Below are 26,959 nucleotides of genomic sequence, written 5' to 3'. Positions count from 1 at the left end.
TTCTTCGTCTTCCGCCGGCGCAGACCGGCGATGACCCTGCGGATCAACCGCACAGGAAACACACCTCCTTTCGGCAAGGGGATCGAGAAGGGGGAAGGGGGGCGGGGAAGCGGGGGAGGACTCCGGTCTCAGGAGAGGGAGAACTGCTCCGACAGGATCCGGGCGAAGAGGTCGCTGCCCTCGTCCGTGAAGTGCCCGCGGTCGACGAAGAGCCAGTCCTTGGGGCCGGCGGCCTCCGCGATGAGCGGGGCGATCTCCAGGAACCGCACGTCCTGCTTCCGGCACACCTCACGCAGCGCCCGCGCGTACTGCCGCCCGGCGTCCAGGGTGGCGATCTCGCCGAACATCTCGTCCAGGGGGACACCGAAGCCGGAGAGCCTGTCGAGTTCGGCGAAGAGGGTGGCCTCCTCCTCGGCCGGTTCCTGCCTGACCCAGGGCGCCAGGGGCGTCAGCACGTACGAGACGCGGGCACCGGTGGCGGTGGCCAGTTGACGCCATCCGTCCACGTGCCGTTCCGTGAGGGCGGTCGCGTGGGAGATCAGCTCCGAGAGCTTCGGTACCTCGGCCGGCTCCGTGGGCTGCTGCACCGGCCCCTGGGTACGGGCGGCGCGGCCCCACAGCTTCCGGCCCGGCCTGCGGTGGCCGGCCCGTAACTGCTCCATGTGCTCGAAGTACTCGTTGCAGTAGAAGAACGCCCCGTGCTCCCCGTGCTGCCAGGCGGGGAGCCTGCTGAGCAGGAGGTTGTTGACGCCGGAGAGGATGACGATCTCCTCGACCCTGGGCAGCAGATGACGGTACAACAGCATCAGGATCAGCTCCTGAACCGAGTTGTAGCTCCGGCCGCTGAAGTTGAGCCACGGGGTGGACGGCGCGTACCGCGACCACAGGTAGGACGGAATCGTCGTCGCGTCGCTCGTCGCACCGATTCCGAGCGCCACGGAACTGCCCACGAAAAGGCGGACCGGCCCCTGCGCCACCTCTCCGTCGAGCGCCGCGCGGCCGGAGGGGCCATGGGTGAAACGGAACCCGAACCGGTCGGTGTTCAGCACGTCCGAGCGGTAGTCCGCGTGATTGAAGTACATCAGATACGGCAGGTAGCGGGTGTGCCCGCGGTTGTCGAAGTCGTCGTACTGCTTCATCTGTGGTGTCAGCTCGTAGCGTTGGAGTTTCACCGCGGCCCCGATTCCGCCAGGGCGCGCACATACGTGTCGACCAGGTCGTCGACCGTCCTCTGGGCCGCTTCTTCCCCGGGGCCCTCCTTGAAGGGGTCGACCCCCAGCTCGTCCTCCAATTCGATCGCCACGCGCGCGAAGACGAGGGAACTCACTCCCAGCCCCGTGAGGGTGGAATCGCCGGAGAGCCGGGGAGCCGTCTCCCCTTCCTCTTCGAGGACTTCCGTGATCGCTTTGACGGCCACTGCCTCGACCTCGGACCTACTGAGCACGGTTCTCCCCCTTGTCCGAACGGGCCGCAGGGCGCTGCTGGGCGCTCGGCGCCCCTTCCTTGGTGGCGATCGCCCGCACGGCGCCGACGTTGACCTCGGTGACCTGGTTCTCCGCGATCCATTCCTCGCACCGCTGCTTGACCCGGGCCTGGGCGGTGGGGCTCAGCTCCGTCTCCAGCCTGTGCAGCCCGCTGCCGTGCACCACCGGCCACCAGGCCGCCGGCGTGGCCAGGGGCATCGGGGTGTCCCGGGTGGTGACCACGGCGTCCGGCACGCCCGCCTCGTCCAGCAGGGAGCGCATGACGTCGGGGTCCTCGGTACGGATCCACGGCAGATACGTGCCCATCCCGGGCTGTTCGGTCCGGCACGCATCGAAGAAGACGGGCAGGACCGGTTCGAAGAGCCGACGGCCGATGGTGGTGATCGCCAGCTTTCCGCCGGGCCGCACGTACGACCAGAACGCGGCGAGCGTCCGGACCATGTCCTTGGCGAAGTAGATGCCCAGCGAGCAGTTCACGACGTCGAAGGAACGATCGCCCGTCGGCAGCGTGTCGATGTCGCCGTGCCGCACGGCCACCTGGCTCAGACCGCGCTCGCGCGCCCGGCGCCGGGTGATGTCGAGCATCTCGTCCAGGATGTCCACGCTCTCCACGTAGCCGGTCGGACCGACGCGTTCGGCCGTCCGGATCGTCATGGGCCCCGGCCCGCAGCAGAAGTCCAGGACGCGGTCGCCCGGTCGCAGATCGAGCTGCGACACCGTGTCGTCCGAAATGAAGCCCCAGAACTCCTCCGCCGCCACCGAATAGTCGGACGATGCCGAACTGTAGGTGGCGAGGGTGTCGTAGCTCTCCAGATCCTTGCTCATGAAACCTCCTGGTCCGTGTCGGGAAAACTTCTCCTGGAAAAGGAAGGTGACCGCGTGTCGGCGGTACGGAAGAACTCCTCGGGGCTCTTCCGCACGCCGCGCCGTCTTACGTACCGGCGTATGTACGGGCCCGGCCGTGAGGGCGGCGGAGGCCGCTCACCTGAACGCGGCGTCAATTCCCCGATGGAGACGGGGAATGCCCGTGACCGTGTGGGTCACCGTTCTCCTTCATACAAACCGGCCGGAGCGCGCAGGGGAACAGGGAGCCCATGATCGGAGCGTTCACGCGTTGAACGCCCGTGCACGCACGGAAGCTCCGGCGCACGCCACCCGCCGCCCCGGCCTGTCCGCCCGCCGACAGGCCCTGCCTGTACGAGGCGCCGATTTCCGGCCGTGGCCCCCTGATCGAGGGGCGGGATCACCGTCGCTCAAGCCGGCGCGCGCCGGCCGGGCCCGGTCCCGCGCGATCAGGGAGGCTGCAATGGCGCATATCCGGGCAATCGGCGAGCGGAGCGAGCCGTGCGCGTCGCGGCCCGGCGAACTTCGCCGGGCACGCTCGGTTCGACGAGCGCGGCTACGACCAGGACCGGCCGGGACAACGGTGGAGACGGCCGGCTCGGTCTGGCACGCTCGCTCTCCGGGGAGCGGCGCGCGCCGAGGGCAGGACGGGGGATCTCGCGGGGTGCCGCCGCCGTGAGAGGGCATCAGATCCGTCTTCCAGGCCCGACATTCTCGGTGCTTCCCGGAACTCGGATCTCGGAAGGATTGGACAGCTACGTCATGTTTGCCGCGCTCATCACCGGGGTTTTCTGCATACTTTTCGCTTGTTTTTCCGGCGATCTGTTTCTCTTGGCGGTTCGAGGAGTAAAGACGGAAGGTGTGTGCGCCGAGCTGGGTTGGAGCAAATCCTCCCCCGGGGTGAAGATCTCGGCAAGTTATATCGATTTCAACGGTGTGCAGCACACGTGTAAAACCGGCTTCAGGAGTGGATCGCCGCAGGTGGGGGAGAAGGTGACGGTTATTTACGACAGGCGTAGCCCGGGGCGCTCCACGGTGGCCCCGTTCGACTATCTCCAGCTTGTGGGATCTGTGCTGTTCGCGCTGGTTCTGGGCGTTCTCTGCTGGGTGTTCTCCCTTGAGTGGCTCGGGAGTTCGTGAGCCTCGGCGCACGATTTCGCGGCCGTCCCTCGGGACTCCGGGTATCGCTCGGTAAGCGGCTGCACTCGTGATCGCCAGGACCTTCCCTGGTACTTCAGCTGTAGATCGTGATCTTGCTGATCGGGGCCGGTGCGGGATCCAGGTGGCGGGTGGAGGAGACCTTCCGGATCGAGAAGGGGCCGGCCGGACTCGATGAACACCAGGTCCGCCGCTCTCCGTCCTGGAACCGCCGGGCCCCGCTCAGGTGAGGATGAAGCCGGAAGCCGTGCTCTCGCGTCACGGCAACGAGCGTGTGAGCCAGACGACTTCACCGTTGTCCTCCATGGAAACGTGATCCCGCTCGAACCCGAGCTTCTCAAGGACACGGAGCGACGGTGTGTTCCATGCGCCGACGGTCGACCAGAGCCGTTTCCGCCCGGTCGCGACAGCGGCCTTGAGCACCGCGCCGGCCGCCTCGGTGGCGTAGCCACGCCCATGCGCGCGCTGGAACAGCTCATACGCGATTTCGGGCTCCTCCACGGTGGAGCGGCCGATGATCAGCCCGCAGTAGCCGATGAAGTCGCCTTCGTCGCGACGCTGGATGGGCAACAGGGCGATCCCCGTGGTCGACGTCGCGGTGAGCAGCTCCGCGATGGACGTCCGGATGTGCTCAACCGTGGGGGTTCCCTTGCCGCGTTCGGAAAGGAGGGCGCAGAAGTCGGCGGCGTCCGACTCGACCCACGGCCGCAGTACCAGTCGCTCGGTCTCAAGGTGGAACGGCATCGTGTCGTACGCAGTCATGCCACCACCCTGCCCCACGGGGCATCGCGATCCAGAGCTGGAGTACTAGAAGAGGTCGACGAACTGTTTGTGCCGCCTGAAGTTCTCGTGGATCGCGCGGAGCCAGGGGGTGCGTACGGCGGGTAGCCGGACCAGTGTGTGCTCGAACGTGCCCGGGTCGGTTCGGAACATGCGGCAGGGGCGCGGCGCGGGTGGGTCGTCGCGCAGGACGCCGTCGGGCATGCCGCCCGACGCGGGTTCGGGCAGGCGCGGTTCGGGGAGGACGAGCCGCAGCCACACCCCGAACGGCAGTGGCACCGGGTACGCCGAGCCGGCCCGGGACCAGACCTCTCCCGTCTGCGGATGGGTGGGTACGAGCGCGATGTCCGCGTCGGGGGCGGGCAGTCCCGGCCCGGCCAGGACGGCGCGCCGTGCCGGTGGGCCGGCGGGCAGCAGGGTGTCGAGAGCGCGCTGGAACACCTCCTCGGCCGGCCCGGCGGGGACGGTCACCGGCCCGCCCTCCGAAGCCGCCAGCAGATGGGCGAGTGCCCGGCCTGCCGCGGCCTCCCATCGCGGGCTCCACGACCAGTAGTGCGCGGACCCGAGCGGCGTCCCCCATGTGGCGATCGGCTCGCAGGGAGGTGTGCCCTTTCCCTCCGCCATCAACTCCGCCCAGGAGATGGGCTCTTCGGGACCGCCGACAGGCATACGGCGTACCGCGTCCGGGGCGAGCCATACCGCCTGCCAGAGCGAGCAGTCGTCGACCCGGCTCGCCACGGGCAGGCCGCACTCCGCGCACGCCATGTTCGGACCGTCGGCCTCGTCGAGGCCGCAGCAGTAACCACCGCCTCTCTCCGGTACCAGCCGTGTGCCGCGAGCGTCGCCGGGTGCGATGACGATGGCGCCGGGCGCGCCGTCGGACAGGGCATGAACCGGCGCGTGGACGCCGCGGGCCGTCGCCTCGCCCGGATCGATCTCCTCCCACCTCCGCCACGGCGGCCCCCACGGCTCCGGGTCCACGGCGAACGTCCCCGGTTCCATGAGCACCGGGAGCTGGATGCCGTTCCCGTACTTCTGGTGGGCATGGACCGGCAGGGCGACCTGGGAGAGCAGTGTGGTCAGCTCGGCCCCGCAGCCCGCACACACGAAAACGAACAAAGGCCCTCCGCCCGGAAACAGAGGAATCATCGCAAGCTCGCCGCCGGTCGGCCAATGAATTGCCGGGCTCCGTCCGTCAGCCGCGCTGGGCGTTTCATCGGGCGCCGACGCAGCTCACGGTGCCTGGAGGCTCGGCGAGTTCGTCACCGCCCAGCGGGCGCCGGCTTCCCGTCCGTGGGCCAGTCCGTCTTCGCCAGGCTCATCTGCAGTGCCGACCAGGACTGTCCCTCCACACGTTCCACCTCGGGCAGCACCCGGTCCACACGGAACCCCAGGCGTTCGTAGAGCCGTACCGCACTGTCGTTGTGCGCGAAGACTCCCAGGTCGATACGGTCCACGCCCAGGCGGGTGAAGGCCAGGGACAGCACCTGTGTCAGCAACGCCGCTCCGTGTCCGTGGCCCCGGGCGGCCGGGGCCACGAGTACGCGGCCGAGTCGGGCGGAAGCGCCGTCGGCATGCCGACGCAGTGAGGCGTGCCCCACCAGCCGGCCGTCCTGGTCGGCCGCCATCCAGGTCCGACGGTCCGGATCGGCCGCGTAGGCGGCGAGTTGGCGGTCGTCCAGGGGCCAGGTGAACCCCGGGCCGGCCCAGGTCAGAAGTTCGACCGGCCCGGGGATCCACGACGCGAGCGCGGCGCCGTCCGCAGGGGTGAACGCACGCAGTTCCACCACCATGTCTTCCTCCTCCGTCCGTCAGCCGCGCTGGGCCCGGTCGTACACCTTCTTGGCCGTGGCGCCCAGGATCTCCCCGTACATCTTGGTCGGTGTCAGGGAGTCCAGGGAGGCGTTGACGGAAACCAGCACGCCCTTGCCGGTGGTGCCCTTGAAATCGGCCAGCCAGGGGCCGCCGCTGGCGCCGCCGGTCAGGTCGCAGGGGATGGCCTGCGCGCCCTGCTCCTTCTTCGGCTTGCCGACGCAGCGCAGGAGCTCCTCGCCGAGCTGTGGGCGGGTGGCGGAGTAGCCGAAGACGGAGACGGTGCCACCGACCGGGCGGTTGAAGGCGATGTTCTGGCTGCCCACCACGTCGGTGAGCTTGCGGCCGCTCCTGTCGGCATCGACGACCAGCGCGGACACATCGTCGACAGAGTCGTTCTCCCAGCTGCGCGGAGTCACGGCGGTACGGACGGCGAACGTGCCGTGCGGCTTTCCGCCCTTGTCGTAACCGGGGACGAACACCATCAGGATGTTGGTGTTGCCGGGGGAGGAGCCCCGGCGGACACAGTGTGCCGCCGTCATCACGGCGGAGCGGTTGGCGCTTTTCACGGCCGTGGCGGTGCACCAGGTGTCGGCGCCACTCGCGTTGACGAAGAAGAGCCGCCCCACGGTCTTCAGAGCGGTGCCCTTCCACGGCTTGGCCTTCGGCCCGGTCGGGCCGAGGTCCACGGACTTACCGACGGCCTTCATACGGGCGGTCGTCCAGTACGCCAGGGCTTCCTTGCGCTCCTTCGCGGTGTACGGCAGGACGGAGACCGGATCGGCCGACGCGGCCCGGGGCCGACCGGTCGCGGCGGTCGCCGGAAGCGGGGCGGCGAGAGCGAGAGCCGTACCGACCACGGCGAACCCCACGGCCCGGCCACGGAGACGCCGGATCGGGGGAGTGGCTGTTTCGGACATGGCAGATGTCTCCTCGGCTGGTGCGCGCGGCGGTCGGTAGGCGTCAATTCGCTCAACAAGAGCGGAGAGCCCGCCTGTTCGGTTGCCTCGTCGACGATCTGTGACACACATGTGCGGATCCGCGAGTCCGGCACTCCCGAACCGTCCCCTACGGCCTCGCCGGCACCCGAGGCGGAGCGGAAGGGCCGGCCAAGGCCGACCCGGCGGCCTCAGCGGTCGTCGTCGCACAGACCGGTCCGGCAGCACACGGGCAACCAGTCGGCCGCGATCTCCCGCACACGGTGCAGGCGGCCTCGGTCGGGCTCCACCACCGAGAGGATTTCGAAGGCGGTGCCGACAGCCCCGAGGGACCGGTTCGACATCACCTCTCCGTAGAGCAACCAGAGCCCCTGCACAGCAAGGGTCCGGCACACCTCCGGAAGATCGAGCCCTCTGCGCGCGGACCCATGATCCGTGCCCTCGCCCGCCACCATGCGGTGAAGGAGCTCAAGGAACCGGTCGCGACTTCTTGGTGTGACGTCGTCGGCAAGTGCCGCCAGAGCAACGGACGTCACCGCAGGAGCCGGCTCCCACAAGGTCGCCGGAGACCAGACATGCTCCTCAAGGCTGACAGCGCCCGGCTCCCGCAGGGGTCCGCGCCCCGCGAGCCGCAGCAGGTCCAGTGCGACATGCTCCGCGGAATCGCCGCACCCGCACAACATCCCTTTCCAGTCATGCCCTGCGATCTCCGTCTCGACCAGTCCCATGGCGCCGGCGCTCCCAGCAGTGTGCGCGGGGTCCACGGCACGTCGAGCGCTGTCGAACGCGTGACCATCGCGGAATGTGGTGGATCGGATCGGGGACCTGCCGGTTCAACCGGAGGGGAGCCCGTTCACGCTCAAGGCGCGGAGCGCTCGGTCTCCCGGGCGGGCAGGCGGGGCCAGGGTCTGCCGGTGAGGCGTTCGATGTCCGTGTTGAACTGCTGGAGGTCGTCGAGGAAGCGGCTGAGGCGTTCCGGGGGCCAGTCCGTGACCACTTCGGCCAGTCCCGTGACGACGCGGTCCCGGTCGGCGGCGACGCGGTCCCTGCCGTGGTCGGTGATGCGGAACTTACGGGCCACCCCTCCGGCGGGGTCCAGCATGCGTTCGACGAGGCCGTCCTTGAGCAGGGCGGCGGTCTGCCGGGTGAAGGTGGAGGCGGCCAGGCCGAAGGCGTCGACGAAGTCGGCGACGGACATGGGGCCTTGTACTTCGAGCCGGTTCAGCAGCACGTAGGCGCTGCGGTCGAGGGCGTCACCGCCGTGCAGACGGCGGGGCGCCGTCATCTCGCGGTGCCGCGTGAGGATCAGCAACTCCCGTTCGAGACGCTCCCCGGCCTGTTCGGCATCCATGTCAACCGCCTTCGCGTTCCGTAGGGGACGCGTCCACAATACGCCACGAAGTGCACCATGCATCACGCGTGCATGCTGCACTCGTTGTGCATCATGCATTGCATGTGTAGCGTGCATTTTTATGAATGCTTCCGCACCCGCGGCGCGCTCCGGCGCGGTCGTCGCCGCCCTGGCCGCGGCGGGCATCGTGGCGTCCCTGATGGGGACGCTCATGATCCCGCTGATCGGTGAACTCCCGGGGCTGCTGCACACGTCCGCCTCCAGCGCCTCGTGGGTGATCACGGCGCCCCTGCTCACGGGGGCCGTCGCCACCCCGGTCTTCGGGCGGCTCGGCGACCTGTACGGCAAGCGCCGCCTGCTGCTGGTCTGCGTGGCCCTGCTCGTCGCGGGGTCCCTGATCTGTGCCCTGACCAGCTCCCTGATCCCCATGGTGGTGGGGCGGGCCGTGCAGGGCATCGGGATGGGCATCGTCCCGCTCGGGATCAGCACCATGCGCGATGTCGTCGCGCCCGAGCGGGTGGGCACGGCGGTGGCGCTCATGAGCGCGTCCCTGGGGATCGGCGGCGCGCTCGGACTGCCGCTGTCGGCGGCTGTCGCCCAGAACCTCGACTGGCACGCGCTGTTCTGGGGATCGGCCGTCGTCAGCGCCCTGGCCGGCCTCGCCGTCGTACGCCGGGTGCCGTACGTACCACCTGCCGCGCGCGGCCGGTTCGACGTGCCGGGCGCACTCGGGCTCGCCACCGGGCTCGTCTGCCTGCTGCTCGCCGTGTCCAAGGGCGCCACCTGGGGCTGGACCAGTGCGACGACGCTGGGTCTGTTCGTGGCGGCCGTCGTCGTCCTCCTGGGCTGGGGGCGGTTCGAACTGCGGACCGCCGACCCGCTGGTCGACCTGCGGGCCACGGCCCGTCGCCGGGTCCTGCTGACCAACCTCGCCTCGGTCATGATCGGCTTCGCGATGTTCGCGCAGTCCCTCGTCGCGCCCCAGCTTCTCCAACTGCCCACGTCACTCGGTTACGGCCTGGGCCAGTCCATGCTCGCGGCCGGACTGTGGATGGTGCCCACCGGGCTCGTCATGATGGCCTTCTCCCCGCTCGGCGCCAAGCTGTCCGCCCGCTCGGGACCACGGACCTCGCTGCTGACCGGAGCCCTGCTCGTCGCCCTCGGTTACGTCCTCGCGCCGCCCCTGATGGGCTCGGTCCCCGGAGTCGTGCTCTTCGGCTGCGTCGTCAGTGTCGGTGTGGCCTTCGCGTACGGTGCGATGCCCGCGCTCATCATGGCGAGCGTCCCCCGCTCCGAGACCGCGGCGGCCAACGGTTTCAACGCCCTGATGCGTTCCGTCGGGCTCTCGGTGTCCAGCGCCGTCACCGGGGTCGTCCTGGCCCGGATGAGCCAGGACGTCGGAGGCCACGCCGTACCCACGCAGGACGGCTTCCATGCCGCCGTGCTCATCGGCGGCGGTGTCGCCCTGGCCGCCGCCCTCCTGACGCTCGCCATCCCCCGGGACGCCCCGACCCCCGCCGGCCCGCGGCCCGCGCGGGCCGGCGCGAGCGGCCCCGTACACCCGCCCGGTCACACCGGCCGTGCGAGCGGAAAGGAGGAGCCACCCGCAGGACCGAGCCGGACGACGGCCTAGACCGTCCCGGCGAGTGAACACCACCGTTGACGAAGGAGCCCCCCATGAGCCAGAGCGAGAGCCAGGGCGTGACCGTGAGCCCGAGCGAACCGGTCGTGCGCTACCCCCTGCCCGTCGAAGGACCGCTGGAGGCGCCCGCCGACTGGGACCGGCTGCGCCGGCAATGCCCGGTCGCCGGCGTCGAGTTGCCCAGCGGCGACAGCGCCACACTCCTCACCCGGCACCAGGACGTCAAGGCCCTGCTGACCGACCCCCGCTTCGTCCGGCCCACCGCCGCCGACAACGCGGCCCGGCTCACCTCCGACGGCGGAGGCGGCGCCGCGGTCACCAACGGCAGCTCCCTCTCCCTGCCCACCAAGGGAGAGCCGCACCAGCGGTGGCGGCGCCGGGTCAGCAAGTGGTTCACCGCCAAGCGCATGACCGCGCTGCGGCCCGGGATGACCGCCACGGCCGACCGGCTCATCGACGACATGGTCGAGCACGGCCACCCCGCGGACCTCAAGGCGCATGTGGGTTTCCTCCTGCCCGTGTACGTCATCTGCGACATGCTCGGTGTGCCCGCCGCCGACCGGGACCGCTTCTCCCACTGGTCCGACGCGATGCTCAGCATCACCCGCTTCTCCCAGGCGGAGATCGAGACCGCGCACACCGAGTTCGTCCGGTACATGTCCGAGCACATCACCGCCAAGCGGGAGAGCCCCGCCGACGATCTGCTCAGCATGATGATCAAGGAGAGCGAGGAGGGGGAAGAAGGACTCTCCGACGCCGAACTCGTGGCCACCGGCATGGGCCTGCTGGTCGCCGGACACGAGACCACCGCCAACATGATCGGCAAGATGGTGGCCATGCTGCTGGCCGACCGGGGCCGCTGGGAACAGCTCCTGGCCGACCCCGCGCTCGTACGCACCGCCGTCGAGGAAGCGCTCCGCTTCGACACCAACCTCGGTTTCGGCCTGCGGCGTTACCTCAGCGAGGACTACGAGATCGGCGGTGAGACGGTCCCCCGGGGCACCACCGTCATCTGCAGCATGCCGGCGGCCAACCGGGACGCGGACGTCTTCGACGACGCCGAGGAGATGAACCTCGCCCGCACCCCCAACCCCCACCTGATCTTCGGCGCGGGACCGCACTCCTGTCTCGGGCAGGCACTGGCCCGTACCGAACTCCAGGTCGTCCTGGAGGCGTTGCTGCGCAAGCTGCCCACTCTCGAACTGGCCGTGCCCGCCGACGACCTGGAGCGGGTGGAAGGACTCCTGGTGGGCGGGTTGCGCCAGGTGCCCGTCCGCTGGTGACCCGCGGGCCCATGACCATCGGTGCGGAAAGAAGGGATCCCTCGTGAAGATCACCGTCGATGAGGACAAGTGCTGCGGCGCCGGACAGTGTGTGCTGGTCGCCCCGGAGGTGTTCGACCAGCGGGACGACGACGGCGTCGTCATCCTCCTCACCCCCGAACCCGACCCGGCGGAACACGCCGCGGTCCGCGAGGCGGCCGCCGTCTGCCCGGCCGCCGCGATCGCCGTCGGTGAGGGCGTGTGAGCGGCGGGGCATGAGCGCCGGGAGGTGAGCGCCGGAACGTGAGTGCCGGGGGGTGAGCGCCGGGACGTGAGCGCCGCACCCTCCGTCGGACGGAATACTCTGGCGGTATGAGCGAACGAGGAATGCAGGAGCTGGCGCTGCTGCTGCTGACGGCGCTGGCGAATGCCCCTCGGCACGGGTACGCCGCGGCCCAGGAGGTCAAGGCCATCACCGACGGACGGGTCACCCCCCGCACCGGGGCCCTCTACGGGGCGCTGGACCGGCTGCTGGCGGAGGGCCTGATCCAGGTGGAGCGCGAGGAGGTGGTGGACGGCCGGGCCCGTCGTGTCTTCGCCCTCGCCCCCGCCGGACGCGAGCGGCTGGAGGCGGAGGCGGAGCGGCTGGCCGCCACCGCCAAGGAGGTCAGGCGACGGCTGGCGGACGGCGCGGCGGCGCCGGCGTGAGCAAGGCCCTCGTCCGGCTGTACCCGGCCGCGTACCGGGCCGCTCACGGGGAGGAAATCCTCGATGTGCACCGGGAGATGACGGCGGACCTGTCGCGGCCGGCCCGGCTGCGCGCCGACGCCGACCTGGCCGCGCACGCCCTGCGGGTACGGCTGGGTCTCGACCCGGCGTCGCCCGCGGGGCGCTTCTTCGCCCTGGCCGCGCCGTTCGCCCTGGCGGCAGCGGCGGTCGACGGCGGTCTGTACCTGGCGCGCTGGTACGCCGGGCTCGTCCTCTCACCGGCCCCGGTACGGATCCAGCTCACCACCATGGACGGTGCGTGGATCCTGTACGTACTGCTCTCGCTGCTGGTGTGCGCCGGGGCGATCGTCGCCCTGACCGGCCGGTGGGCCCGCGGCGCGGGAGCGGCCGTGTGCGGGCTGCTGGGGACGGCGCTGTGCGGGATCTTAGCCACGCCCGCGCACCGGGAAGGGCCGGTCGCCCCGGTGGCGGCGCTGCTGACCGTCGCCGTCGTCCTCGCCTGTCCGCCGGGCCGACGCGGTGACCGGCGGCTGTCGACGGCGGCCGGAGCCATGGCAGCCGTGGGGTGGTTCCCCGTCGTCGTGGTGGACGCGGGGGCCTACACGGGAGCCCTCGGTGTGACCACGGAGTACGGCGCCTGGCCGGTGCTGGTCCTCGCCTTCACGGGAGCCGTCCTGGCGTGGCGGGCCCGTTCGTCGGGCCTGTGGGAACTCGGGGCGATGGCCGTGGCCTCGCCTCCGCTGATCGCCCACGCCTACACGGACGCCTGGGGCGACCTCCGGCCCGTCCTCGGCATCTTCCTGCTGCTGCCCCTCGCGGCCGTCCTGACGGCGTCCTTCCGGAGAGTGCGCCGCAGGCACTGACCCCGCCTCTGCCTCCTCCCCCCCCCTCGCCCTCTTCTCTCTCTTTGTGTGGCTGCCGGTGTGGTTGCCGACGCGTTTGCCATAGTCCGTTGAGATGAATACTCTCTCCGGTGTTCTATCCGTCGTACGGTCCATGCGCCCTGCCCTCGCGTTCCGTCGCCCGGTCCCGTCCGAGCAGAGAAGACCACCGAGTTGCCGTTCACCCTGTCCCACCCCGCGGCGGTGCTGCCGCTGATGCGCCGCCCCTTCGTACCGGCGGCCCTGGTCGCGGGCGCCATGGCCCCCGACGTCCCGTACTTCCTGGCCGTACTCGGCGTGTCCGAGACCAGCGCACAGGACTGGTACGGGCCCCTCCTCAACGCGACAGGGACCCACACCCCCGGCCTGGGCGCGCTGACCGCCCTGGTCTGGGCGCTCGGTCTGGTCGCCGCCGGCCGGCTGCTGCGCGCGCCGCTCGCCGCGCTGCTCCCGGCCGGCCTGCGCCTGCCGGAGCCCGGGCGGACGAACGGCGCGCGGGCCGGGGCCCGGTACGTCCTGTGGCTGCTGGTCTCCGCCCTGATCGGCATCGCCTCCCACGTGGCCTGGGACGCCTTCACCCATGGCGACGGCTTCCTGGTCACCCATGTGCCGTTGCTGCGCGCCCCGGTCGTGGGCGGTCTGACCGCAGCCCGGCTGTTGCAGTACGCGAGCACCGCCTTCGGCCTGGCGGCCTTCGGGTGGTACCTCTGGCAGCGCAGGGGCCGTCTGCGTGTCCACGGCGATGGAGCGGGCACCGTCGCCCGCCCGCGTCCCTTCGTGCGGTGGGGCGTGGTGACCCTGTTGGTCGCGGCGCCCCTGCTGGGCGGAGCCGTCCACGCCCGTGAGGACTTCCACGCCCACCGCCAGGTGACCGAGGTGGACTACGGCCGGCCGGTCACCGTGGATCTGGGCGACGGCGCGAGCGGGACCACCTATCCCTCCAGGACGGTCCCGGCTCCGTGGGGGACCCTCGCCGAAGGTGTGCTCACCGGAGCCGCCAAGCGGGCGGGCGCCTCCTTCGCGGCCGTCCTGCTCCTCTACTCCGTCCTGTGGCAGATCGGCGCCGTCCCGCGCCGCCCGGCGACGGGGGCCGCCGGTGTTTCATTCCCCGAGGAGCGGAAAGCCGACGCGGGCACCCTTCTCGCGAAAGGAGACACCCGATGAGCACGATCACCGAATCCGTGGACGTCGAGGTCCCGGTCCGTACCGCGTACAACCAGTGGACACAATTCGAGGAATTCCCGAGTTTCATGGAGGGTGTGGAGCAGGTCACCCAGCTCGACGGCCGCCACAACCACTGGGTCATGAGTGTCGCGGGTGCCCGCAGGGAGTTCGACACGGAAATCATCGATCAACTCCCGGACGAGCGCGTCGCCTGGCGTACCGTCTCCGGAGAGGTGAAGCAGGAGGGTGTCGTCACCTTCGAGGAGTTGGACGACGCCCGTACCCGGATCCATCTCGCGATGATCGTCGAGCCCGCCGGTCTCGCGGAGAAGGCCGCCGACGCGGTCGGCATCATCGACCGCCGGGCAAAGGGTGACCTGCGCCGCTTCAAGCACTTCATCGAGGGGCGCGGCGGCGAGAGCGGTGCCTGGCGCGGTCATGTCCCTCCGGTCTGACCGGGATCCCACGGCCCCGACCCGGCAGGGGCGTACGGCGGCCGTGTAGGGCCGGGAACGCGGGGCACCCGAATATCAGGAGGTACTGATATGGTCCCGCTTCTTCTGGTGTTGCTTCTCGCCGCGGTTCTTTTCGGGGCGGGGTTCGCGGTGAATGTTCTCTGGTGGATCGCCCTGGTCGTCCTGGTCCTGTGGCTGCTCGGATTTGTCGCACGCGGCGCCGGACCGGCCGGAGGCAGGTCGCGCTGGTACCGGTGGTAGCCGTATGCGCGGCTGTGGAAAAGGCGCAGCAGCGGAAAGGCGCAACCGTGGAAAAGACACAACCGTAGAGAAGGCGCAACCGTAGAGAAGGCGCAACGGTGGAGAAGGGAAGGGCGGCGGGAACTCCCCGCCGCCCTTTCGTCGTTCGGGCACCTGACGGTCTCGGGGGCCCGTGGCATCGCATCGGGAATGAGGACGGGGAAGCGGGGTACCCGGCCCTCGGCCGTACATGCCTCCGGCCCACGACGAAGGGATTCCGTCTCATGCTCATGGCCCACCCCGCGGTGTTGAGCGACCTCATCGAGCAGTACGAGGCGCTGAGCGTGCTGCACGCAGAACAGGGCGGCGCGGAGGCGCGACTGCGCATGGAGAACGTCGCGTACACGCTGTGCGTGGCGACGGGAACCCGGGACGTGGACGCCGCGCTGATCGCGGCCCGGTTCCGGCTGCCGGGAGCGCGCGTGGAGGACGATTCCGTCCTCACCTCCTGACCGCGGGACGGCCGACCACGCCGAGAAGCCCCCGACACACGGGGGAACGCCCCGACGTACGCCGAGACGCACGCCGAACGCGCCGACGCACGCCGTGACGCACACAGGAACGCCCCGGCGCACGCCGGGGCGTTCCTGCGCTGTCGGGCGTCGGCCGCCCCGGACCCGCCCCGTACCGGGGCCTCCCGTGGTCAGTCCCCGACCGCCAGCAGCTCCCGTACGCGGGCGGCGAGTTCCGGCGGTGCGGACTCCAGCGCCTTCGCCAGCCCCGCGGGGTCGGTGAAGGGGCGTGCGCCGGCGAAGTCCCGCGCCCACTCCGGCGCCGCGCCGCAGTCGGTGACGAGGGCGTCGACCGCCTGCGCGGTGGGGAGCAGATCGAACCAGCGCAGCCCCAGCGCCGACAGCCCGTCCCCGGTGGGCTCGCCGATGAGCCGCAGTCGCGCGAGCCCGCCGTCCGGGTAGACGTCCAGCCGGACATGGGTCACGGGCCCTGCCGCGCGCAGCCGGAAGCGGTGCCGGGTGTCGCGCTGGAGCCGGGTGCGCGGCAGCAGGTCCGACCACGCCTCGGGGTCGGCCGGATCCCCGGTGGTGGCGTCGATGCCCTGGAGCCGGGCGGAGCCGGGGGCGTTGCCGATGAAGTACGAGGTGTCCACGGCCGCTTGGGTGATACGGCCCCGCGCGGCCAGCTCGATCACCAGCCAGTCGTTGCCCGCGCCGCGGCGCCGGCGCGTCTCCCAGCCGTCCCCCATGACCCGGGGCAGCCCGGGGGCCAGGACGTTGTGGGGCGGGGAGTAGAAGCGGTCGCTGGCGTCGGCCACGACACCGCCGTTCTCCGTCGCGGCGAGGTCCCACGCGGTCCCGGTGAGGAAGCGCGGGTCCGGGACCACGGTGCCGTGGATCCGCAGCCGTGCCACCCCGCCGTCGGGATGGATGTTCAGCCGTACATGGGTGAAGCGGCCCTCGGTCTCCACGTCGAAGCGGTGCTCGCTGTCACCGCGCAGCGCGCTCCGGGGAACGATCGGCACCCACTGCGCGCCGTCGAGTTCGGCGGCGGTGGGATACCCCTCCATCGCGCAGGCGTCCAGGGAGCAGTACTCGGGGAAGTTCCCCGTGAAGTGGGCCGTGTCCACGACGACACCGCGGATCACACCGGGGGCGCCGAGGCGGACGACCGCCCAGTCGTGGTCGCCCTCCTCGAACTCCGGGCGGCGGCGCCGGGTCTCCCAGCCGTCCATGATCTGGCCCTTGTGGCCGAAGGTGTGGGGCTGGAAGACCGGCGGCGCGGGACGCAGCAGGTTCTCCTTCTCCGCGAAGAACTCGTCGTTGGCCGCCACGACACCGGCGCCGAGCGAGCGGGATGCGAGGTCGGGCAGGAGGGTGAAGTCGGTCATGCGTCTCCTCGGTTCTGTTCCGGAAACGTTCCTCGGGCACCGGCCCGAGGCCGCTCAGCCGCTGGTGGTGGGGGTGGTGAGGGGGGTGAGGAGGGCGGTGGGCGCGTGCTCCGCGTCGGTGGCCAGTTCCTCGAACTCGGTGACGTTGTCGAGTTCGGTGCCCATGGCGACATTGGTGACCCGTTCGAGGATGATCTCCACGACCACCGGCACCCGGTGTTCGGCCATGAGCTTCTTGGCCTTCTCCAGCGCCGGCTGGATGCCGTCCGGTTCGAAGACCCGCAGGGCCTTGCACCCCAGTCCTTCGGCGACCTTGACGTGGTCGACCCCGTAACCGCCCACCTCGGGCGCGTTGATGTTGTCGAACGACAACTGGACGCAGAAGTCCATGTCGAAGCCGCGCTGGGCCTGCCGGATCAGGCCCAGATAGGCGTTGTTGACGACGACATGGAGGTACGGGATCTTGAACTGCGCGCCGACGGCCAGCTCTTCGATGAGGAACTGGAAGTCGTAGTCGCCGGAGAGCGCGACGACGGTGGCGTCCGGCTCGGCCGTCGCGACCCCCAGCGCGGCGGGCAGGGTCCAGCCCAGCGGGCCGGCCTGACCGGCGTTGATCCAGTGCCGAGGGCGGTAGACGTGCAGCATCTGCGCCGCCTGGATCTGCGAGAGGCCGATCGTGCTGACGTAGCGGGTGTCGCGGCCGAACGCCTTGTTCATCTCCTCGTAGACCCGCTGCGGCTTGACCGGCACCTGGTCGAAGTGGGTCCTGCGCAGCATCGTCCGCTTGCGTTCCCGGCAGTCGTCCGCCCAGGCGGAGCGGTCCTTGAGGGTCCCGGCCTCCTTGAGTTCCCGCGCGGCCCGCACGAACAGTTCGAGGGCGGCCCCGGCGTCGGAGACGATGCCGCGGTCCGGGGCGAACACCCGGCCGATCTGGGTGGGTTCGATGTCCACGTGGACGAAGGTGCGCCCCCGGGTGTACGTGTCGAGGCCGCCGGTGTGCCGGTTGGCCCAGCGGTTGCCCACGCCGAGCACGAAGTCCGACGCGAGCATCGTGGCGTTGCCGTACCGCTGGGACGTCTGGAGACCGACCATGCCGGCCATGAGGGGGTGGTCGTCCGGGATGGAGCCCCAGCCCATCAGGGTGGGCACGACCGGGACGCCGGTCAGCTCGGCGAACTCGACCAGCAGGTCGCTCGCGTCGGCGTTGATGACACCGCCGCCGGCGACCAGCAGCGGCCGCTCCGCCGCCTGGAGCAGTTCGATCGCCTTGTCGATCTGCTCCCGTGTCGCGGCCGGCCGGTAGACCGGGAGCGGTGTGTACGTGTCCGGGTCGAATTCGATCTCCGTCATCTGGACGTCGATCGGCAGATCGATCAGGACCGGCCCGGGGCGGCCCGAGCGCATCAGGTGGAACGCCTGCTGGAGGGCGCCGGGCACCTGCGCGGCTTCGAGCACGGTCATCGCCATCTTGGTCAGCGGTCCCGCGACCGAGGCGATGTCGACCGCCTGGAAGTCCTCCTTGTGCAGCTTGGCCACCGGCGCCTGGCCGGTGATGCACAGGATCGGGATCGAGTCCGCCGCGGCCGAGTAGAGACCGGTGATCATGTCGGTGCCCGCGGGGCCGCTGGTGCCCACGCAGACGCCGATGTTGCCGGGCCTGGCGCGGGTGTAGCCCTCGGCCATGTGCGAGGCGCCCTCGACATGCCGGGCGAGGATGTGGGTCAGGGAGCCGTCGCCGCGCATCGCGGCGTAGAAGGGGTTGATCGCGGCGCCGGGCAGGCCGAAGACGTGGGTGATGCCCTCACGCTTCAGGATCTCCACCGCGGCCTGGGCCGCCGTCATACGGGCCATGAGGTTCTCCTCCGGGTCGTGGATCAGTGCTGGGTGCGGCCGGCGAGGCGCTGGACGCCCCACAGCAGCGCGGAGTGGTCCAGTCCGCCGTCGCCGCAGGCGCGCGCGGACGCGACGAGCTGGGCGACGAGGGCGCCGACGGGCAGCGGGGCGCCCACCGCGCGGGCGGCGTCGGTGACGATGCCCATGTCCTTGTGGTGCAGGTCGATACGGAAGCCGGGCTTGAAGTCGCCGCTCACCATCGCCGCGCGCTTGCGGTCGAGGACGGTGGAGCCGGCCAGCCCGCCGCCCAGGACGTCGAGTGCGGCGCCGAGATCCACTCCGGCGTTCTCCAGGAAGACCACGGCTTCGGCCAGGGCCTGGAGATGGACCGCGACGATGAGCTGGTTGGCGGCCTTGACGGTCTGGCCGGCGCCGTGCGGGCCGACGTGCACGACGGTGGTGCCCAGCGCGTCGAAGACCGGCCGGGCGTCGGCGAAGTCGTCGGCCTCGCCGCCGACCATGATGGACAGGACGGCCTCGATCGCGCCGGCCTCCCCGCCGGAGACCGGCGCGTCGAGCGTACGGACGCCCTTCTCGCGCGCGGCGGCGGCCACCTTCAGGGCGGTACCCGGGGTGATGCTGCTCATGTCGATCAGCAGGGTGCCGGGGGCCGCGTGGCGCAGGACGCCGTCCTCGCCGAGGACGACCTCTTCGACCTGGGCGTCGGCCGGGACCATGGTGATCACGACCTCGGCGTCGCGTACCGCCTCGGCGACGGTGCCGGCGCCCCGTCCGCCGGCGGCGATCAGCCGGTCGACGGGGGCGCTGCTGCGGTTGTGACCGGTGACGGTGTGACCGGCCTTCACGAGGTTGGCGGCCATCGGGCCGCCCATGATGCCCAGTCCGATGAAAGCGATCTTCCGGGGGGTGGCACTCATCGTGCGTCTTCCTTCCGTCGTGGTGTCGTGGCGCGGTGGGGGGCCGCATCACGGGAGGGTCCGGCTCAGGCGTCGCGGCCGAGCGTCTTCAGATAGGCGCGCCAGCCGCCGAACTCGGTGATCTCCGTGTGGATTCCCTTCTCCAGCTCCCCGCGGCGCAGGACCATCGAGAAGCAGGAGGAGCCGTCCTGGAGCTTGATGACGCTGAACTCCAGCTCCGCCGGTTCGCAGGGCAGCAGTTCGTCGCGCAGCACCTCGTCGGGGACGTCGTAGACCTCGCCCTCCACGGAGGTGTCGACGCCGGGGTCGGGGAGCAGCCCGGGGCAGGTGTCACGGATCGAGAAGAAGCGGTAACCGGGGGCGGTACGTGTCCTCGCCACCAGTGGGGCGCCGCGCAGGTGGTGGTGGAAGGGACCGCCTTCCATCGCCTGGCCGTTGAGGAACATGCGTGCCATGGGATCTCCTCCGGGAGTGTCAGCGGGTGCGGGTGCGGGTGCGGGTGCGGGTGCGGGTGGGTGTCGGCTGTGGCTGTGTGCGGGGCTGTGGGGCTGTGGGGCTGCGGGTGCCGTTACGGGAACGGACCGGCGCCGCGCGGTACAGGGCCGTCAGGCGCCGGTGCCCGAGCTGGCCCGTACGGCGTCGGCCACGGCGGGGGCGACCGTCGGATCGAAGACGCTGGGGATGATGAAGCCGGCGTTCAGCTCCTCGGGCGCGACCCGGTCGGCGATCGCCCGTGCGGCCGCGACGAGCATGGCGTCGGTGATCTCGTGGGCGCCCGCGTCGAGCAGTCCGCGGAAGAAACCGGGGAACGCCAGGACGTTGTTGATCTGGTTGGGGAAGTCGCTGCGGCCCGTCGCGACGACGGCGGCGTGGCGCGCGGCGGCGGCCGGGTCGATCTCCGGATCGGGGTTGGCGAGCGCGAAGACGATCGCGCCCTCGGCCATGCCGGCGACATCGTCCTCGGTGAGGACGCCCGGCCCCGACACGCCGATGAAGACGTCCGCGCCCCGCAGGGCCTCGCCCAAGGTGCCGGACCGGTCCCCGGCGTCGGTGACGTCCGCGATCCTGCGGCGGGCCTCGTCGAGACCGGGGCGTCCCCGGTGCACGATGCCGGCGCGGTCGCAGGCCACGAGGGAGCCGGCGCCCTCGGCGGCCAGCAGCCGGATGATGGCGGACCCGGCGGCGCCCACCCCGCAGACCACGATCCGCGCGTCGGCGAGTTTCCTGCCGACGACGCGCAGCGCGTTGGCGAGCGCCGCGAGGACGACGATCGCGGTGCCGTGCTGGTCGTCGTGGAAGACCGGGATGTCGAGCTTCTCGCGCAGCCGCCGCTCGATCTCGAAACAGCGCGGTGCCGAGATGTCCTCCAGGTTGACGCCCCCGTACATCGGGGCGAGGAGTTCGACGGTCCGTACGATCTCGTCGGTGTCCTGGGTGTCGAGACACACCGGCCAGGCGTCCACCCCGGCGAAGCGCTTGAACAGCGCGGCCTTGCCCTCCATGACGGGCAGCGCGGCCGCGGCGCCGAGGTTGCCCAGGCCGAGCACGGCGGATCCGTCGGTCACCACCGCCACCGTGTTGCGTTTGACGGTCAGACGGCGTGCCTCCGCGGGGTCGGCGGCGATGGCCCGGCAGACCCGCGCCACCCCCGGTGTGTAGGCGCGGGAGAGGTCGTCGCGATCGCGCAGCTCGACCCGTGGGGTGACTTCGAGCTTGCCGCCCAGATGCATGAGGAACGTACGGTCGCCGCTCTCCTGGACGGTCACGCCGTCCAGCGCCGCGACCGCGTCGGTGATGACCTCGGTGTGCTTCTCGTCCACGGCGTCGCAGGTGAGGTCCACCAGCATGCGGTGGGTGTCTCTCCCGACGACGTCCAGGGCGGTCAGCGCGCCCCCGGCGCCGCTCACCGCGGACGTCAGCCGCCCGGTCGAGTCGGGCGCCGCGGGAGCCTCCGCGCGCAGCGTGATGGCGTATCCGGGGCTTGGTGTGGACATGAGTGGACCTCGCACAGTCGGGGATCCGGCAGGGTGGTGAACTAGTTCTGCGATGCGGATAGTATTTTCCTCATTGTGGAATCACAACCCCCCTCGCACGGTCGTACTCGCCGGGGCGGGGGTGCGGGGCCCTCGTTGCGGGGGTGTCGCGGACCGCCCCGCTCGCAGGTCTTCCCTGGTGACCGGCGGGACGGCCGGTGGGGGGCCGGGCGGCGGGCGACGGATGGGCGGTGGGATGATCCGCGTATTTCAACAAAAAGTTTGATTTACCGGATGTGTGAGAACCGTTGACAAGGTCATCCGGCGGGCCTATACATCTCCCAAGTTGGAAACTTATTTCCGCACGGTGAAATCGAAATAGCCGCGGAGAGCCGCCCATCCCTTGATCGGCGGGCCGAGCCGCCAACGGCGACCGCCCCGGGATGCGCTGCCCCGGAGGAGCCCCGCCCGCCCCAGGAGGTTCTTGACGTGAAACCCACCCATCTGCTTGGTGTGATCCCGTTCATCGGGATCCTCGGCGGGATCTTTTTCGCGAACCGGGTGACGCCCTATGTCCTCGGCATGCCGTTCATTCTTTTCTGGCTGGTCATGTGGGTCGTCCTGATCTCCGCGACCATGGCCGTCATCTACCGGCTGGACCCGGCCAACCGGAAGGACCACACGTCGTGACCGCCATCGCCATCATCTTTGTCTTCCTCGCGGCCTCACTGCTGCTCGGGCTGCGCGCCCGCCGAGGCAAGGACATGAATCTCGAAGAGTGGTCGGTCGGAGGCCGCGGCTTCGGAACGGTGTTCGTCTTCCTGCTGCTGGCCGGCGAGATCTACACGACCTTCACCTTCCTGGGCGCCTCGGGCTGGGCGTACGGCAAGGGCGCACCCGCCTACTACATCCTCTGTTACGCCTCGCTCGCCTACGTCCTGTCGTACTGGCTGCTGCCGGCGATCTGGCGTTACGCGAAACAGCACCGGCTGATCTCGCAATCCGACTTCTTCGTCGCCAAGTTCGAGAGCCCGCTGCTCGGCGCGCTGGTGGCCCTGGTCGGTGTCGTCGCGATGGTGCCGTACCTCGTCCTTCAGTTGAAGGGCCTCGGGATCATCGTCTCCGTGGCGTCGTACGGACACATCTCGTCCCACTGGGCCATCATCATCGGCACCGTCGCCCTGACGGTCTACGTGACGATCTCCGGCATCCACGGCTCCGCCTGGACCGCCGTGTTCAAGGACGTCGCGATCCTGGCGGTCGTGCTGGTGCTCGGCATCTACCTGCCGGTGCACTACTTCGGCGGGATCGGGGACATGTTCCAGGCCGTCGACAAGGCCAAGCCGGATCTGCTGACACTGCCCACCAGCGGGATGAGCCCGTCGTGGTTCGCCTCGACCGTGCTGCTCTCGGCGGTGGGCTTCTACATGTGGCCGCACACCTTCAGCGCCTCCTACACCGCCCAGAACGAGCGGGTCTTCCGGCGCAACGCGATCTTCATGCCGCTCTACCAGCTCATCCTGCTCTTCGTCTTCTTCGTCGGCTTCACCGCGATCCTGGTGGTCCCCGGCCTGCACGGCGCCGACGCGGACCTCGCCCTGCTCCGTATCACCACCGCCACCTTCCCGCCGTGGGTCGTCGGGATCGTCGGCGGGGCGGGACTGCTCACCGCTCTGGTCCCCGGCTCCCTGCTGCTCATGACCTCCGCCACCTGTCTGGCCAAGAACGTCTACCGCCTCGCCCGCCCCGCCACCACCGACGCCCAGGTGGGGCGCCTGGCGCAGCTCCTGGTGCCCGCGCTCGCGCTGATCGCCCTCTACTTCACCTTCAACGGCGGCAGTTCCCTTGTCTCGCTGCTGCTCATGGGGTACGCCCTCGTGACCCAGCTCTTCCCCGCCCTGCTGGGCAGCCTGGCCAAGCGGCGGCTGGTCACCAAGCAGGGCGCGGCCGCCGGCATCGTCGTCGGGGTGACCACGGTCGCCGTCGTCACCCTCACCGGCGTCACCGTCGGCGACCTGCTGCCCGTCCTGCCGCAGGAGATCAAGGACCTCAACGTCGGCATCGTGGCGCTGCTCCTCAACACCCTGGTGATGATCGCGGTCTCCGCCGCCACCCGGACACCGGACGGCGCCGTGCCCGAGGACACCCGGCACGAGGCCACCGCCGGCACCGGCTGACGGTCCGACGGCACCCCGCCCGCCACGGCCGGCACTCCACCACGGAGGGTCCGGCCGCGGCGGTGTCGGAGCCGTCCTCCGGGCTCGGGCGGAACGCCCTTCCGAAGGGCGTCAGTTGGCAATTTCGGGGTTTGCGGACGCTCGGCTTATGATCTTGGTCATGACTTCGCAAACCGCCGAGAAGAGCCCGTCCCGTAAGCAGAAGCTCCAGGAGAAGCAGCGTCGCCAGCTAGCGGTGGTCGACACCGTCGACAAGGCCGAGGCCAAACTGCGCAAGGCCGAGGCGGAGCTGGCCGAGGCCGTGGCGGAAGCGGTCGAGGTCTTCGGCGGCGAACTGGAGGCCTCCGACGAACTCGAACTGTCGGTCCAGGCGATCCGTCACTTCCTCGACATCGCCGAGGGCGGCGCGGACGGCGAGGACTCCGAGGAGAGCGCCGAGGACGCTTCGGCCGGCAACTCGGCGAGGGGCGGGGCGAAGAGCAAGGCGGAGCCGAAGGCCGACGCCCCCGCCGCCCAGGAGGAGCGGGAGCAGGAGCCCGCCATCGCCTAGGCCCAGGGCCTGTCCGGAAACAGAGCCGGCCGACGCGCACCCGTCGGCCGGCTTTTTCCCGTTCCCGTCCCCGTTCCCGATACCGTCCCCGGTGCCGATGCCCGCTCCTGTTCCTGTTCCGATTCCCGTTTCCGTCCCCGCTCCCGTTTCCGTGTTCCTTCCGGAGCTGGGGCGGCGTCGCGCCTACGCGGCCGCGGCGCCGCTCACGACGACGTAACGGCCCCGCACCGCCGTCCCGTCCGGGAGGCTCCACCCCGCGGTGACATGCCCCAGGGGTTCCGCCGAGCCGGCGTGCCCGATCCCTTCGGCGGTGGCGTTGTCCTCGGCCAACAGCGTCCGGTTGACCCGCAACGCCAGCGCCCGGCCCGGTGTTTCGTCGCCCGAGGGTGCGTCCGCCGAGCCGGTGAGAGCCGTCCGTACGAGGAGATCGGTGCCGCCGGGCCTGTCGCTCACCGTCAGGGACGCGAACGCCCCCGTGCGGCCGGCCGTTGACGCGAAGTACCCGACCACGGACGGGTCGGGGGTGTCGCTGAGGCTCTGGGCCTGCGGCTGGGCGACGCCGTCCAGCAGGGCGAGGAGCTGTGCGACGAGCACCGGGTCATGGACCCCGTCGTAGATCCAGCGCCGCCCCAGCACCCCGTGTTCGCTGGTCCCGATGAGCGCCTCGTCGGCCCCGTCAAGCGGCGCGCCCCGGTAGCTGAGCGGCACGTGGTACGTGAGCGGGCGGTCGCCCGACACATCGGTGACCGCCATGAACTCGATCCCGACCTCACCCAGCGGGTCATCGAGCCGGAACCCACCATTCCGGCTCAGCTCCGGGGTGTGCTCCCCGCCGCGGAACCAGGGCCGTGTGGGCAGCCAGGAGCCGAGCAGCTCCAGTTTGGTGGGGGTCAGTGTGGTGCGGTGGACAACTGCCATGCGTCTGGACACCTTTCGCGTGTGCCATGTGCCGAGCCGCGGGCCCCTGGCCCGGTCGCCGTCCATCCTGTCACCCGCGCCTCGACGACCGCTCCCCGAGCGTCCGCGTCACCGCCGCGCACCGCTCTGACGTGCGAGAACACCCCCTGTCTTCTCTTCTTCGTTGCACGGCTCCCGATGGATTGGTCCCGGCGAAATTTATTTTGAAGAGCTCCGATCCGGCTACGACCCAGCCCTGCCACGGCTTCTTCCTCCCGGCGGGCTCCCGGCGCCCCCAACTGCCGTGAACGAGACCGAACAAGACCGGGATCGCGCACGTAATGCACGTACAGCAAGCCGGAACGGCCCTGATGACGGACGAAGGACGGACTCGATGACAGCAATCACCAGAAGCGGGCGTACCTGGCGAGGACGCGGGAGCGTCGCGCTGCTCGCCTGTGGTGCGCTGGCCGCCGGCGGGGTCACCGCCACCGGTGTGGCCGCGCTGGTGCCACAGACCGCACACGCCTCCAGCCACCGCGAGGCGCCCCTGATCTCCGGGCAGCCCCAGTTCGACAACACGGACCTCTACGCGTTCGTCAGCCCGGACCACCCCGACACCACGACCATCGTCGCCAACGTCCTTCCCTTCCAGGAACCGGCGGGCGGACCCAACTTCTTCACGTTCGCCACCGACGCCCGCTACGAGATCCACATCGACAGCGACGGGGACGCCCAGGACGACCTTCTCTACCGGTTCACGTTCAAGGACCACCGCAAGAACGAGAACACCTTCCTCTACAACACCGGTGTCGTGGAGAGCCTGGACTCCCCGGAGCTCAACTTCACGCAGACCTACGACATCGACCTGCTGCGGCTGGAGCACAAGAAGGTCGTCTCCCACCACAAGGTCGCCGAGAACCTGCCGGTCGCCCCGTCCAACGTCGGCAAGGCGTCGATGCCCGACTACCAGAAGCTCCGCGACCAGGCGGTGACGAAGGTCGCCGGCGGGATCAAGGCGTTCGCCGGTCAGGCCGACGACCCGTTCTTCGCCGATCTGCGCGTCTTCGACCTGCTGTACGGCGGCGACCTGTCGGAGGTCGGCAACGACACCCTCAAGGGCTACAACGTCAACTCCATCGCCCTCCAGGTCCCGAACTCCTACCTCCGCGAGTCGGAGGAGCAGCCGATCGTCGGCATCTACTCGACCACCGAACGCCGCAACGCCGCGGGGGAGTGGACCCGGGTGTCGCGCCTCGGCATGCCGCTGGTCAACGAGGTCGTCAACCCGGTCAAGGACAAGGACAAGTTCAACGCCTCCTCCCCGGAGAACGACGGCGACTTCCTGAAGAACGTCACCGAGCCGGAGCTGCCGAAGCTCATCGAGGCGATCTACGACATCAAGGCCCCGGCGGAGCCGCGCGACGACCTCGTCTCGGTCTTCCTCACCGGTGTGAAGGACCTCAACCAGCCCCCGAAGGTCACCCCGTCGGAGATGCTGCGCCTCAACACCTCGATCAAGCCGGTCGCGAAGCCGAAGCGGCTGGGCGTGCTGGACGGTGACACCGCGGGCTTCCCGAACGGACGCCGGCTGACGGACGACGTACTGGACATCGCGCTCCAGGTCGTCGAGGGCGAACTCGTCGGCGCGAAGAACGACCTGGGTGACGCGGTCGACGCCAACGACAAGGAGTTCGGCAAGAGCTTCCCGTACGTCGGGCTGCCCAAGGCCGGCTCCGACGTCGACGCCGCCGAAGACGTGGCCACCAAGGGCGCGGCGACCGGGCTGACCGGCGGCATGTCCTCGCTCACCGCCTCCTGGTCCACCACCACGGTGATGCTCGTCTCCGCCGGAGCGGGCGCCGTCGTCGCCCTGCTGATCGGCCTCGGCGCGACCTGGATACGGGCCCGCCGCTCCCGCCCGTCCTGGGTCGGCTGACACCGGCTCC

29 protein-coding genes are annotated in these 26,959 nt (G+C 70.4%); 14 read left to right on the top strand and 15 right to left on the bottom strand.

The window, feature by feature from the left end; all coding sequences use genetic code 11:
- Positions 1–128 precede the first annotated feature (128 nt).
- From ACFXPK_RS03500 to ACFXPK_RS03490, 3 genes are read right to left on the bottom strand one after another with little or no spacing between them, the layout of a single operon-like run.
- A complete protein-coding gene (locus ACFXPK_RS03500) occupies positions 129–1,172 on the bottom strand; it encodes an Inducer of phenazine A (RefSeq protein WP_385071175.1) in 1,044 nt (347 codons plus the stop codon).
- Complete coding sequence (locus ACFXPK_RS03495; RefSeq protein WP_385071172.1) at positions 1,169–1,444, bottom strand: acyl carrier protein; 276 nt, start codon at positions 1,442–1,444, stop codon at positions 1,169–1,171. Before ACFXPK_RS03495 ends, ACFXPK_RS03500 begins: the two co-directional genes overlap by 4 nt.
- A complete protein-coding gene (locus tag ACFXPK_RS03490; RefSeq protein WP_385001532.1) occupies positions 1,434–2,309 on the bottom strand; it encodes a class I SAM-dependent methyltransferase in 876 nt (291 codons plus the stop codon). Before ACFXPK_RS03490 ends, ACFXPK_RS03495 begins: the two co-directional genes overlap by 11 nt.
- A 780-nt stretch (positions 2,310–3,089) precedes the next feature.
- On the opposite strand from ACFXPK_RS03490, the gene ACFXPK_RS03485 reads away from it, so the two are divergent.
- Complete coding sequence (locus tag ACFXPK_RS03485; RefSeq protein WP_385071168.1) at positions 3,090–3,467, top strand: DUF3592 domain-containing protein; 378 nt, start codon at positions 3,090–3,092, stop codon at positions 3,465–3,467.
- A gap of 276 nt (positions 3,468–3,743) precedes the next feature.
- Here the strand turns inward: ACFXPK_RS03485 and ACFXPK_RS03480 are convergent, their stop codons facing one another.
- The 6 genes from ACFXPK_RS03480 to ACFXPK_RS03455 form a co-directional block, all read right to left on the bottom strand.
- Entirely contained in the window at positions 3,744–4,247 is a 504-nt protein-coding gene (locus tag ACFXPK_RS03480) for a GNAT family N-acetyltransferase (protein WP_385071165.1), read from the bottom strand.
- 45 nt (positions 4,248–4,292) lie between these two features.
- Positions 4,293–5,384 (bottom strand): hypothetical protein, encoded by a 1,092-nt coding sequence (locus tag ACFXPK_RS03475; RefSeq protein ID WP_385071162.1) that lies wholly within the window; start codon positions 5,382–5,384, stop codon positions 4,293–4,295.
- 143 nt (positions 5,385–5,527) lie between these two features.
- Positions 5,528–6,058 carry a GNAT family N-acetyltransferase gene (locus ACFXPK_RS03470; protein WP_385071160.1) on the bottom strand — a complete coding sequence of 177 codons (531 nt, stop codon included), beginning with the start codon at positions 6,056–6,058 and terminating at the stop codon, positions 5,528–5,530.
- A gap of 18 nt (positions 6,059–6,076) precedes the next feature.
- Positions 6,077–6,997, bottom strand: a complete 921-nt coding sequence (locus ACFXPK_RS03465; protein WP_385071157.1) for a trypsin-like serine peptidase — start codon at positions 6,995–6,997, stop codon at positions 6,077–6,079.
- Positions 6,998–7,206: 209 nt separating this feature from the next.
- Entirely contained in the window at positions 7,207–7,743 is a 537-nt protein-coding gene (locus ACFXPK_RS03460; RefSeq protein WP_385071154.1) for a hypothetical protein, read from the bottom strand.
- A 131-nt stretch (positions 7,744–7,874) separates the two neighbouring features.
- Complete coding sequence (locus ACFXPK_RS03455) at positions 7,875–8,366, bottom strand: MarR family winged helix-turn-helix transcriptional regulator (protein WP_385071151.1); 492 nt, start codon at positions 8,364–8,366, stop codon at positions 7,875–7,877.
- Positions 8,367–8,487: 121 nt separating this feature from the next.
- Between ACFXPK_RS03455 and ACFXPK_RS03450 the strand changes: the two genes are divergently transcribed.
- The 9 genes from ACFXPK_RS03450 to ACFXPK_RS03410 all read left to right on the top strand — a co-directional run bounded on the left by ACFXPK_RS03450 (position 8,488) and on the right by ACFXPK_RS03410 (position 15,251).
- Positions 8,488–9,999, top strand: a complete 1,512-nt coding sequence (locus tag ACFXPK_RS03450) for an MFS transporter (RefSeq protein ID WP_385071148.1) — start codon at positions 8,488–8,490, stop codon at positions 9,997–9,999.
- Positions 10,000–10,043: 44 nt separating this feature from the next.
- Complete coding sequence (locus tag ACFXPK_RS03445) at positions 10,044–11,291, top strand: cytochrome P450 (protein WP_385005670.1); 1,248 nt, start codon at positions 10,044–10,046, stop codon at positions 11,289–11,291.
- Between the two features lie 43 nt (positions 11,292–11,334).
- Positions 11,335–11,535 (top strand): ferredoxin, encoded by a 201-nt coding sequence (locus tag ACFXPK_RS03440; protein ID WP_385071146.1) that lies wholly within the window; start codon positions 11,335–11,337, stop codon positions 11,533–11,535.
- A 107-nt stretch (positions 11,536–11,642) separates the two neighbouring features.
- Positions 11,643–11,978 carry a PadR family transcriptional regulator gene (locus ACFXPK_RS03435; protein ID WP_385071143.1) on the top strand — a complete coding sequence of 112 codons (336 nt, stop codon included), beginning with the start codon at positions 11,643–11,645 and terminating at the stop codon, positions 11,976–11,978.
- Positions 11,975–12,862: a hypothetical protein gene (locus ACFXPK_RS03430; protein WP_385071140.1), complete on the top strand. Its 888-nt coding sequence runs from the start codon at positions 11,975–11,977 to the stop codon at positions 12,860–12,862. Before ACFXPK_RS03435 ends, ACFXPK_RS03430 begins: the two co-directional genes overlap by 4 nt.
- 192 nt (positions 12,863–13,054) lie before the next feature.
- Positions 13,055–14,044, top strand: coding sequence for a DUF4184 family protein (locus ACFXPK_RS03425; RefSeq protein WP_385071138.1), 990 nt, complete (start codon positions 13,055–13,057; stop codon positions 14,042–14,044).
- A complete protein-coding gene (locus ACFXPK_RS03420) occupies positions 14,041–14,499 on the top strand; it encodes an SRPBCC family protein (protein WP_385005660.1) in 459 nt (152 codons plus the stop codon). Before ACFXPK_RS03425 ends, ACFXPK_RS03420 begins: the two co-directional genes overlap by 4 nt.
- A gap of 90 nt (positions 14,500–14,589) precedes the next feature.
- Entirely contained in the window at positions 14,590–14,760 is a 171-nt protein-coding gene (locus ACFXPK_RS03415; RefSeq protein WP_385005658.1) for a hydrophobic protein, read from the top strand.
- A 263-nt stretch (positions 14,761–15,023) separates the two neighbouring features.
- Positions 15,024–15,251: a DUF5133 domain-containing protein gene (locus ACFXPK_RS03410; RefSeq protein WP_385005656.1), complete on the top strand. Its 228-nt coding sequence runs from the start codon at positions 15,024–15,026 to the stop codon at positions 15,249–15,251.
- 191 nt (positions 15,252–15,442) lie between these two features.
- Here the strand turns inward: ACFXPK_RS03410 and alc are convergent, their stop codons facing one another.
- The 5 genes from alc to ACFXPK_RS03385 all read right to left on the bottom strand — a co-directional run bounded on the left by alc (position 15,443) and on the right by ACFXPK_RS03385 (position 21,407).
- Positions 15,443–16,642 carry an allantoicase gene (gene alc / locus ACFXPK_RS03405; protein WP_385071135.1) on the bottom strand — a complete coding sequence of 400 codons (1,200 nt, stop codon included), beginning with the start codon at positions 16,640–16,642 and terminating at the stop codon, positions 15,443–15,445.
- 54 nt (positions 16,643–16,696) lie between these two features.
- Positions 16,697–18,493 (bottom strand): glyoxylate carboligase, encoded by a 1,797-nt coding sequence (gene gcl, locus ACFXPK_RS03400; protein ID WP_385071132.1) that lies wholly within the window; start codon positions 18,491–18,493, stop codon positions 16,697–16,699.
- 23 nt (positions 18,494–18,516) lie between these two features.
- Positions 18,517–19,413, bottom strand: a complete 897-nt coding sequence (locus ACFXPK_RS03395; RefSeq protein ID WP_385071130.1) for a 2-hydroxy-3-oxopropionate reductase — start codon at positions 19,411–19,413, stop codon at positions 18,517–18,519.
- 65 nt (positions 19,414–19,478) lie between these two features.
- The gene (locus ACFXPK_RS03390; protein WP_385071126.1) at positions 19,479–19,868 is read right to left on the bottom strand and encodes a gamma-glutamylcyclotransferase; all 390 of its coding nucleotides are present in this window, start codon (positions 19,866–19,868) and stop codon (positions 19,479–19,481) included.
- Positions 19,869–20,018: 150 nt separating this feature from the next.
- The gene (locus ACFXPK_RS03385; protein ID WP_385071123.1) at positions 20,019–21,407 is read right to left on the bottom strand and encodes an NAD-dependent malic enzyme; all 1,389 of its coding nucleotides are present in this window, start codon (positions 21,405–21,407) and stop codon (positions 20,019–20,021) included.
- 468 nt (positions 21,408–21,875) lie between these two features.
- Between ACFXPK_RS03385 and ACFXPK_RS03380 the strand changes: the two genes are divergently transcribed.
- The 3 genes from ACFXPK_RS03380 to ACFXPK_RS03370 all read left to right on the top strand — a co-directional run bounded on the left by ACFXPK_RS03380 (position 21,876) and on the right by ACFXPK_RS03370 (position 24,113).
- Positions 21,876–22,076: a DUF3311 domain-containing protein gene (locus ACFXPK_RS03380; protein ID WP_329825586.1), complete on the top strand. Its 201-nt coding sequence runs from the start codon at positions 21,876–21,878 to the stop codon at positions 22,074–22,076.
- Complete coding sequence (locus ACFXPK_RS03375) at positions 22,073–23,563, top strand: sodium:solute symporter (protein ID WP_385071120.1); 1,491 nt, start codon at positions 22,073–22,075, stop codon at positions 23,561–23,563. The genes ACFXPK_RS03380 and ACFXPK_RS03375 overlap by 4 nt, the downstream gene beginning before the upstream one ends.
- Before the next feature lie 160 nt (positions 23,564–23,723).
- Positions 23,724–24,113, top strand: a complete 390-nt coding sequence (locus tag ACFXPK_RS03370; RefSeq protein ID WP_385007198.1) for a hypothetical protein — start codon at positions 23,724–23,726, stop codon at positions 24,111–24,113.
- A 183-nt stretch (positions 24,114–24,296) separates the two neighbouring features.
- Here the strand turns inward: ACFXPK_RS03370 and ACFXPK_RS03365 are convergent, their stop codons facing one another.
- Positions 24,297–25,031 carry a 1,4-alpha-glucan branching protein gene (locus ACFXPK_RS03365; RefSeq protein ID WP_385071116.1) on the bottom strand — a complete coding sequence of 245 codons (735 nt, stop codon included), beginning with the start codon at positions 25,029–25,031 and terminating at the stop codon, positions 24,297–24,299.
- 373 nt (positions 25,032–25,404) lie between these two features.
- On the opposite strand from ACFXPK_RS03365, the gene ACFXPK_RS03360 reads away from it, so the two are divergent.
- Complete coding sequence (locus tag ACFXPK_RS03360; protein WP_384999271.1) at positions 25,405–26,949, top strand: DUF4331 domain-containing protein; 1,545 nt, start codon at positions 25,405–25,407, stop codon at positions 26,947–26,949.
- The last annotated feature ends 10 nt before the right edge of the window (positions 26,950–26,959 follow it).

This window comes from Streptomyces sp. NPDC059142, assembly GCF_042755665.1.
Taxonomy (GTDB): domain Bacteria; phylum Actinomycetota; class Actinomycetes; order Streptomycetales; family Streptomycetaceae; genus Streptomyces.
Note: the sequence above shows the minus strand (reverse complement) of the source record. Positions and strands in the feature narration are given on the sequence as shown.

Bases quoted from the DNA above. Each gene is read 5' to 3' on its own strand.
- ACFXPK_RS03470 (WP_385071160.1), bottom strand. From the start codon at position 6,058: ATGGTGGTGGAACTGCGTGCGTTCACCCCTGCGGACGGCGCCGCGCTC.
- ACFXPK_RS03445 (WP_385005670.1), top strand. From the start codon at position 10,044: ATGAGCCAGAGCGAGAGCCAGGGCGTGACCGTGAGCCCGAGCGAACCG.
- ACFXPK_RS03485 (WP_385071168.1), top strand. From the start codon at position 3,090: ATGTTTGCCGCGCTCATCACCGGGGTTTTCTGCATACTTTTCGCTTGT.
- ACFXPK_RS03410 (WP_385005656.1), top strand. From the start codon at position 15,024: ATGCTCATGGCCCACCCCGCGGTGTTGAGCGACCTCATCGAGCAGTAC.
- ACFXPK_RS03460 (WP_385071154.1), bottom strand. From the start codon at position 7,743: ATGGGACTGGTCGAGACGGAGATCGCAGGGCATGACTGGAAAGGGATG.
- ACFXPK_RS03360 (WP_384999271.1), top strand. From the start codon at position 25,405: ATGACAGCAATCACCAGAAGCGGGCGTACCTGGCGAGGACGCGGGAGC.
- ACFXPK_RS03415 (WP_385005658.1), top strand. From the start codon at position 14,590: ATGGTCCCGCTTCTTCTGGTGTTGCTTCTCGCCGCGGTTCTTTTCGGG.
- ACFXPK_RS03390 (WP_385071126.1), bottom strand. From the start codon at position 19,868: ATGGCACGCATGTTCCTCAACGGCCAGGCGATGGAAGGCGGTCCCTTC.
- ACFXPK_RS03450 (WP_385071148.1), top strand. From the start codon at position 8,488: ATGAATGCTTCCGCACCCGCGGCGCGCTCCGGCGCGGTCGTCGCCGCC.
- ACFXPK_RS03435 (WP_385071143.1), top strand. From the start codon at position 11,643: ATGAGCGAACGAGGAATGCAGGAGCTGGCGCTGCTGCTGCTGACGGCG.
- ACFXPK_RS03465 (WP_385071157.1), bottom strand. From the start codon at position 6,997: ATGTCCGAAACAGCCACTCCCCCGATCCGGCGTCTCCGTGGCCGGGCC.
- ACFXPK_RS03365 (WP_385071116.1), bottom strand. From the start codon at position 25,031: ATGGCAGTTGTCCACCGCACCACACTGACCCCCACCAAACTGGAGCTG.
- ACFXPK_RS03385 (WP_385071123.1), bottom strand. From the start codon at position 21,407: ATGTCCACACCAAGCCCCGGATACGCCATCACGCTGCGCGCGGAGGCT.
- ACFXPK_RS03490 (WP_385001532.1), bottom strand. From the start codon at position 2,309: ATGAGCAAGGATCTGGAGAGCTACGACACCCTCGCCACCTACAGTTCG.
- ACFXPK_RS03420 (WP_385005660.1), top strand. From the start codon at position 14,041: ATGAGCACGATCACCGAATCCGTGGACGTCGAGGTCCCGGTCCGTACC.
- ACFXPK_RS03455 (WP_385071151.1), bottom strand. From the start codon at position 8,366: ATGGATGCCGAACAGGCCGGGGAGCGTCTCGAACGGGAGTTGCTGATC.
- ACFXPK_RS03480 (WP_385071165.1), bottom strand. From the start codon at position 4,247: ATGACTGCGTACGACACGATGCCGTTCCACCTTGAGACCGAGCGACTG.
- gcl (WP_385071132.1), bottom strand. From the start codon at position 18,493: ATGGCCCGTATGACGGCGGCCCAGGCCGCGGTGGAGATCCTGAAGCGT.
- alc (WP_385071135.1), bottom strand. From the start codon at position 16,642: ATGACCGACTTCACCCTCCTGCCCGACCTCGCATCCCGCTCGCTCGGC.
- ACFXPK_RS03395 (WP_385071130.1), bottom strand. From the start codon at position 19,413: ATGAGTGCCACCCCCCGGAAGATCGCTTTCATCGGACTGGGCATCATG.
- ACFXPK_RS03370 (WP_385007198.1), top strand. From the start codon at position 23,724: ATGACTTCGCAAACCGCCGAGAAGAGCCCGTCCCGTAAGCAGAAGCTC.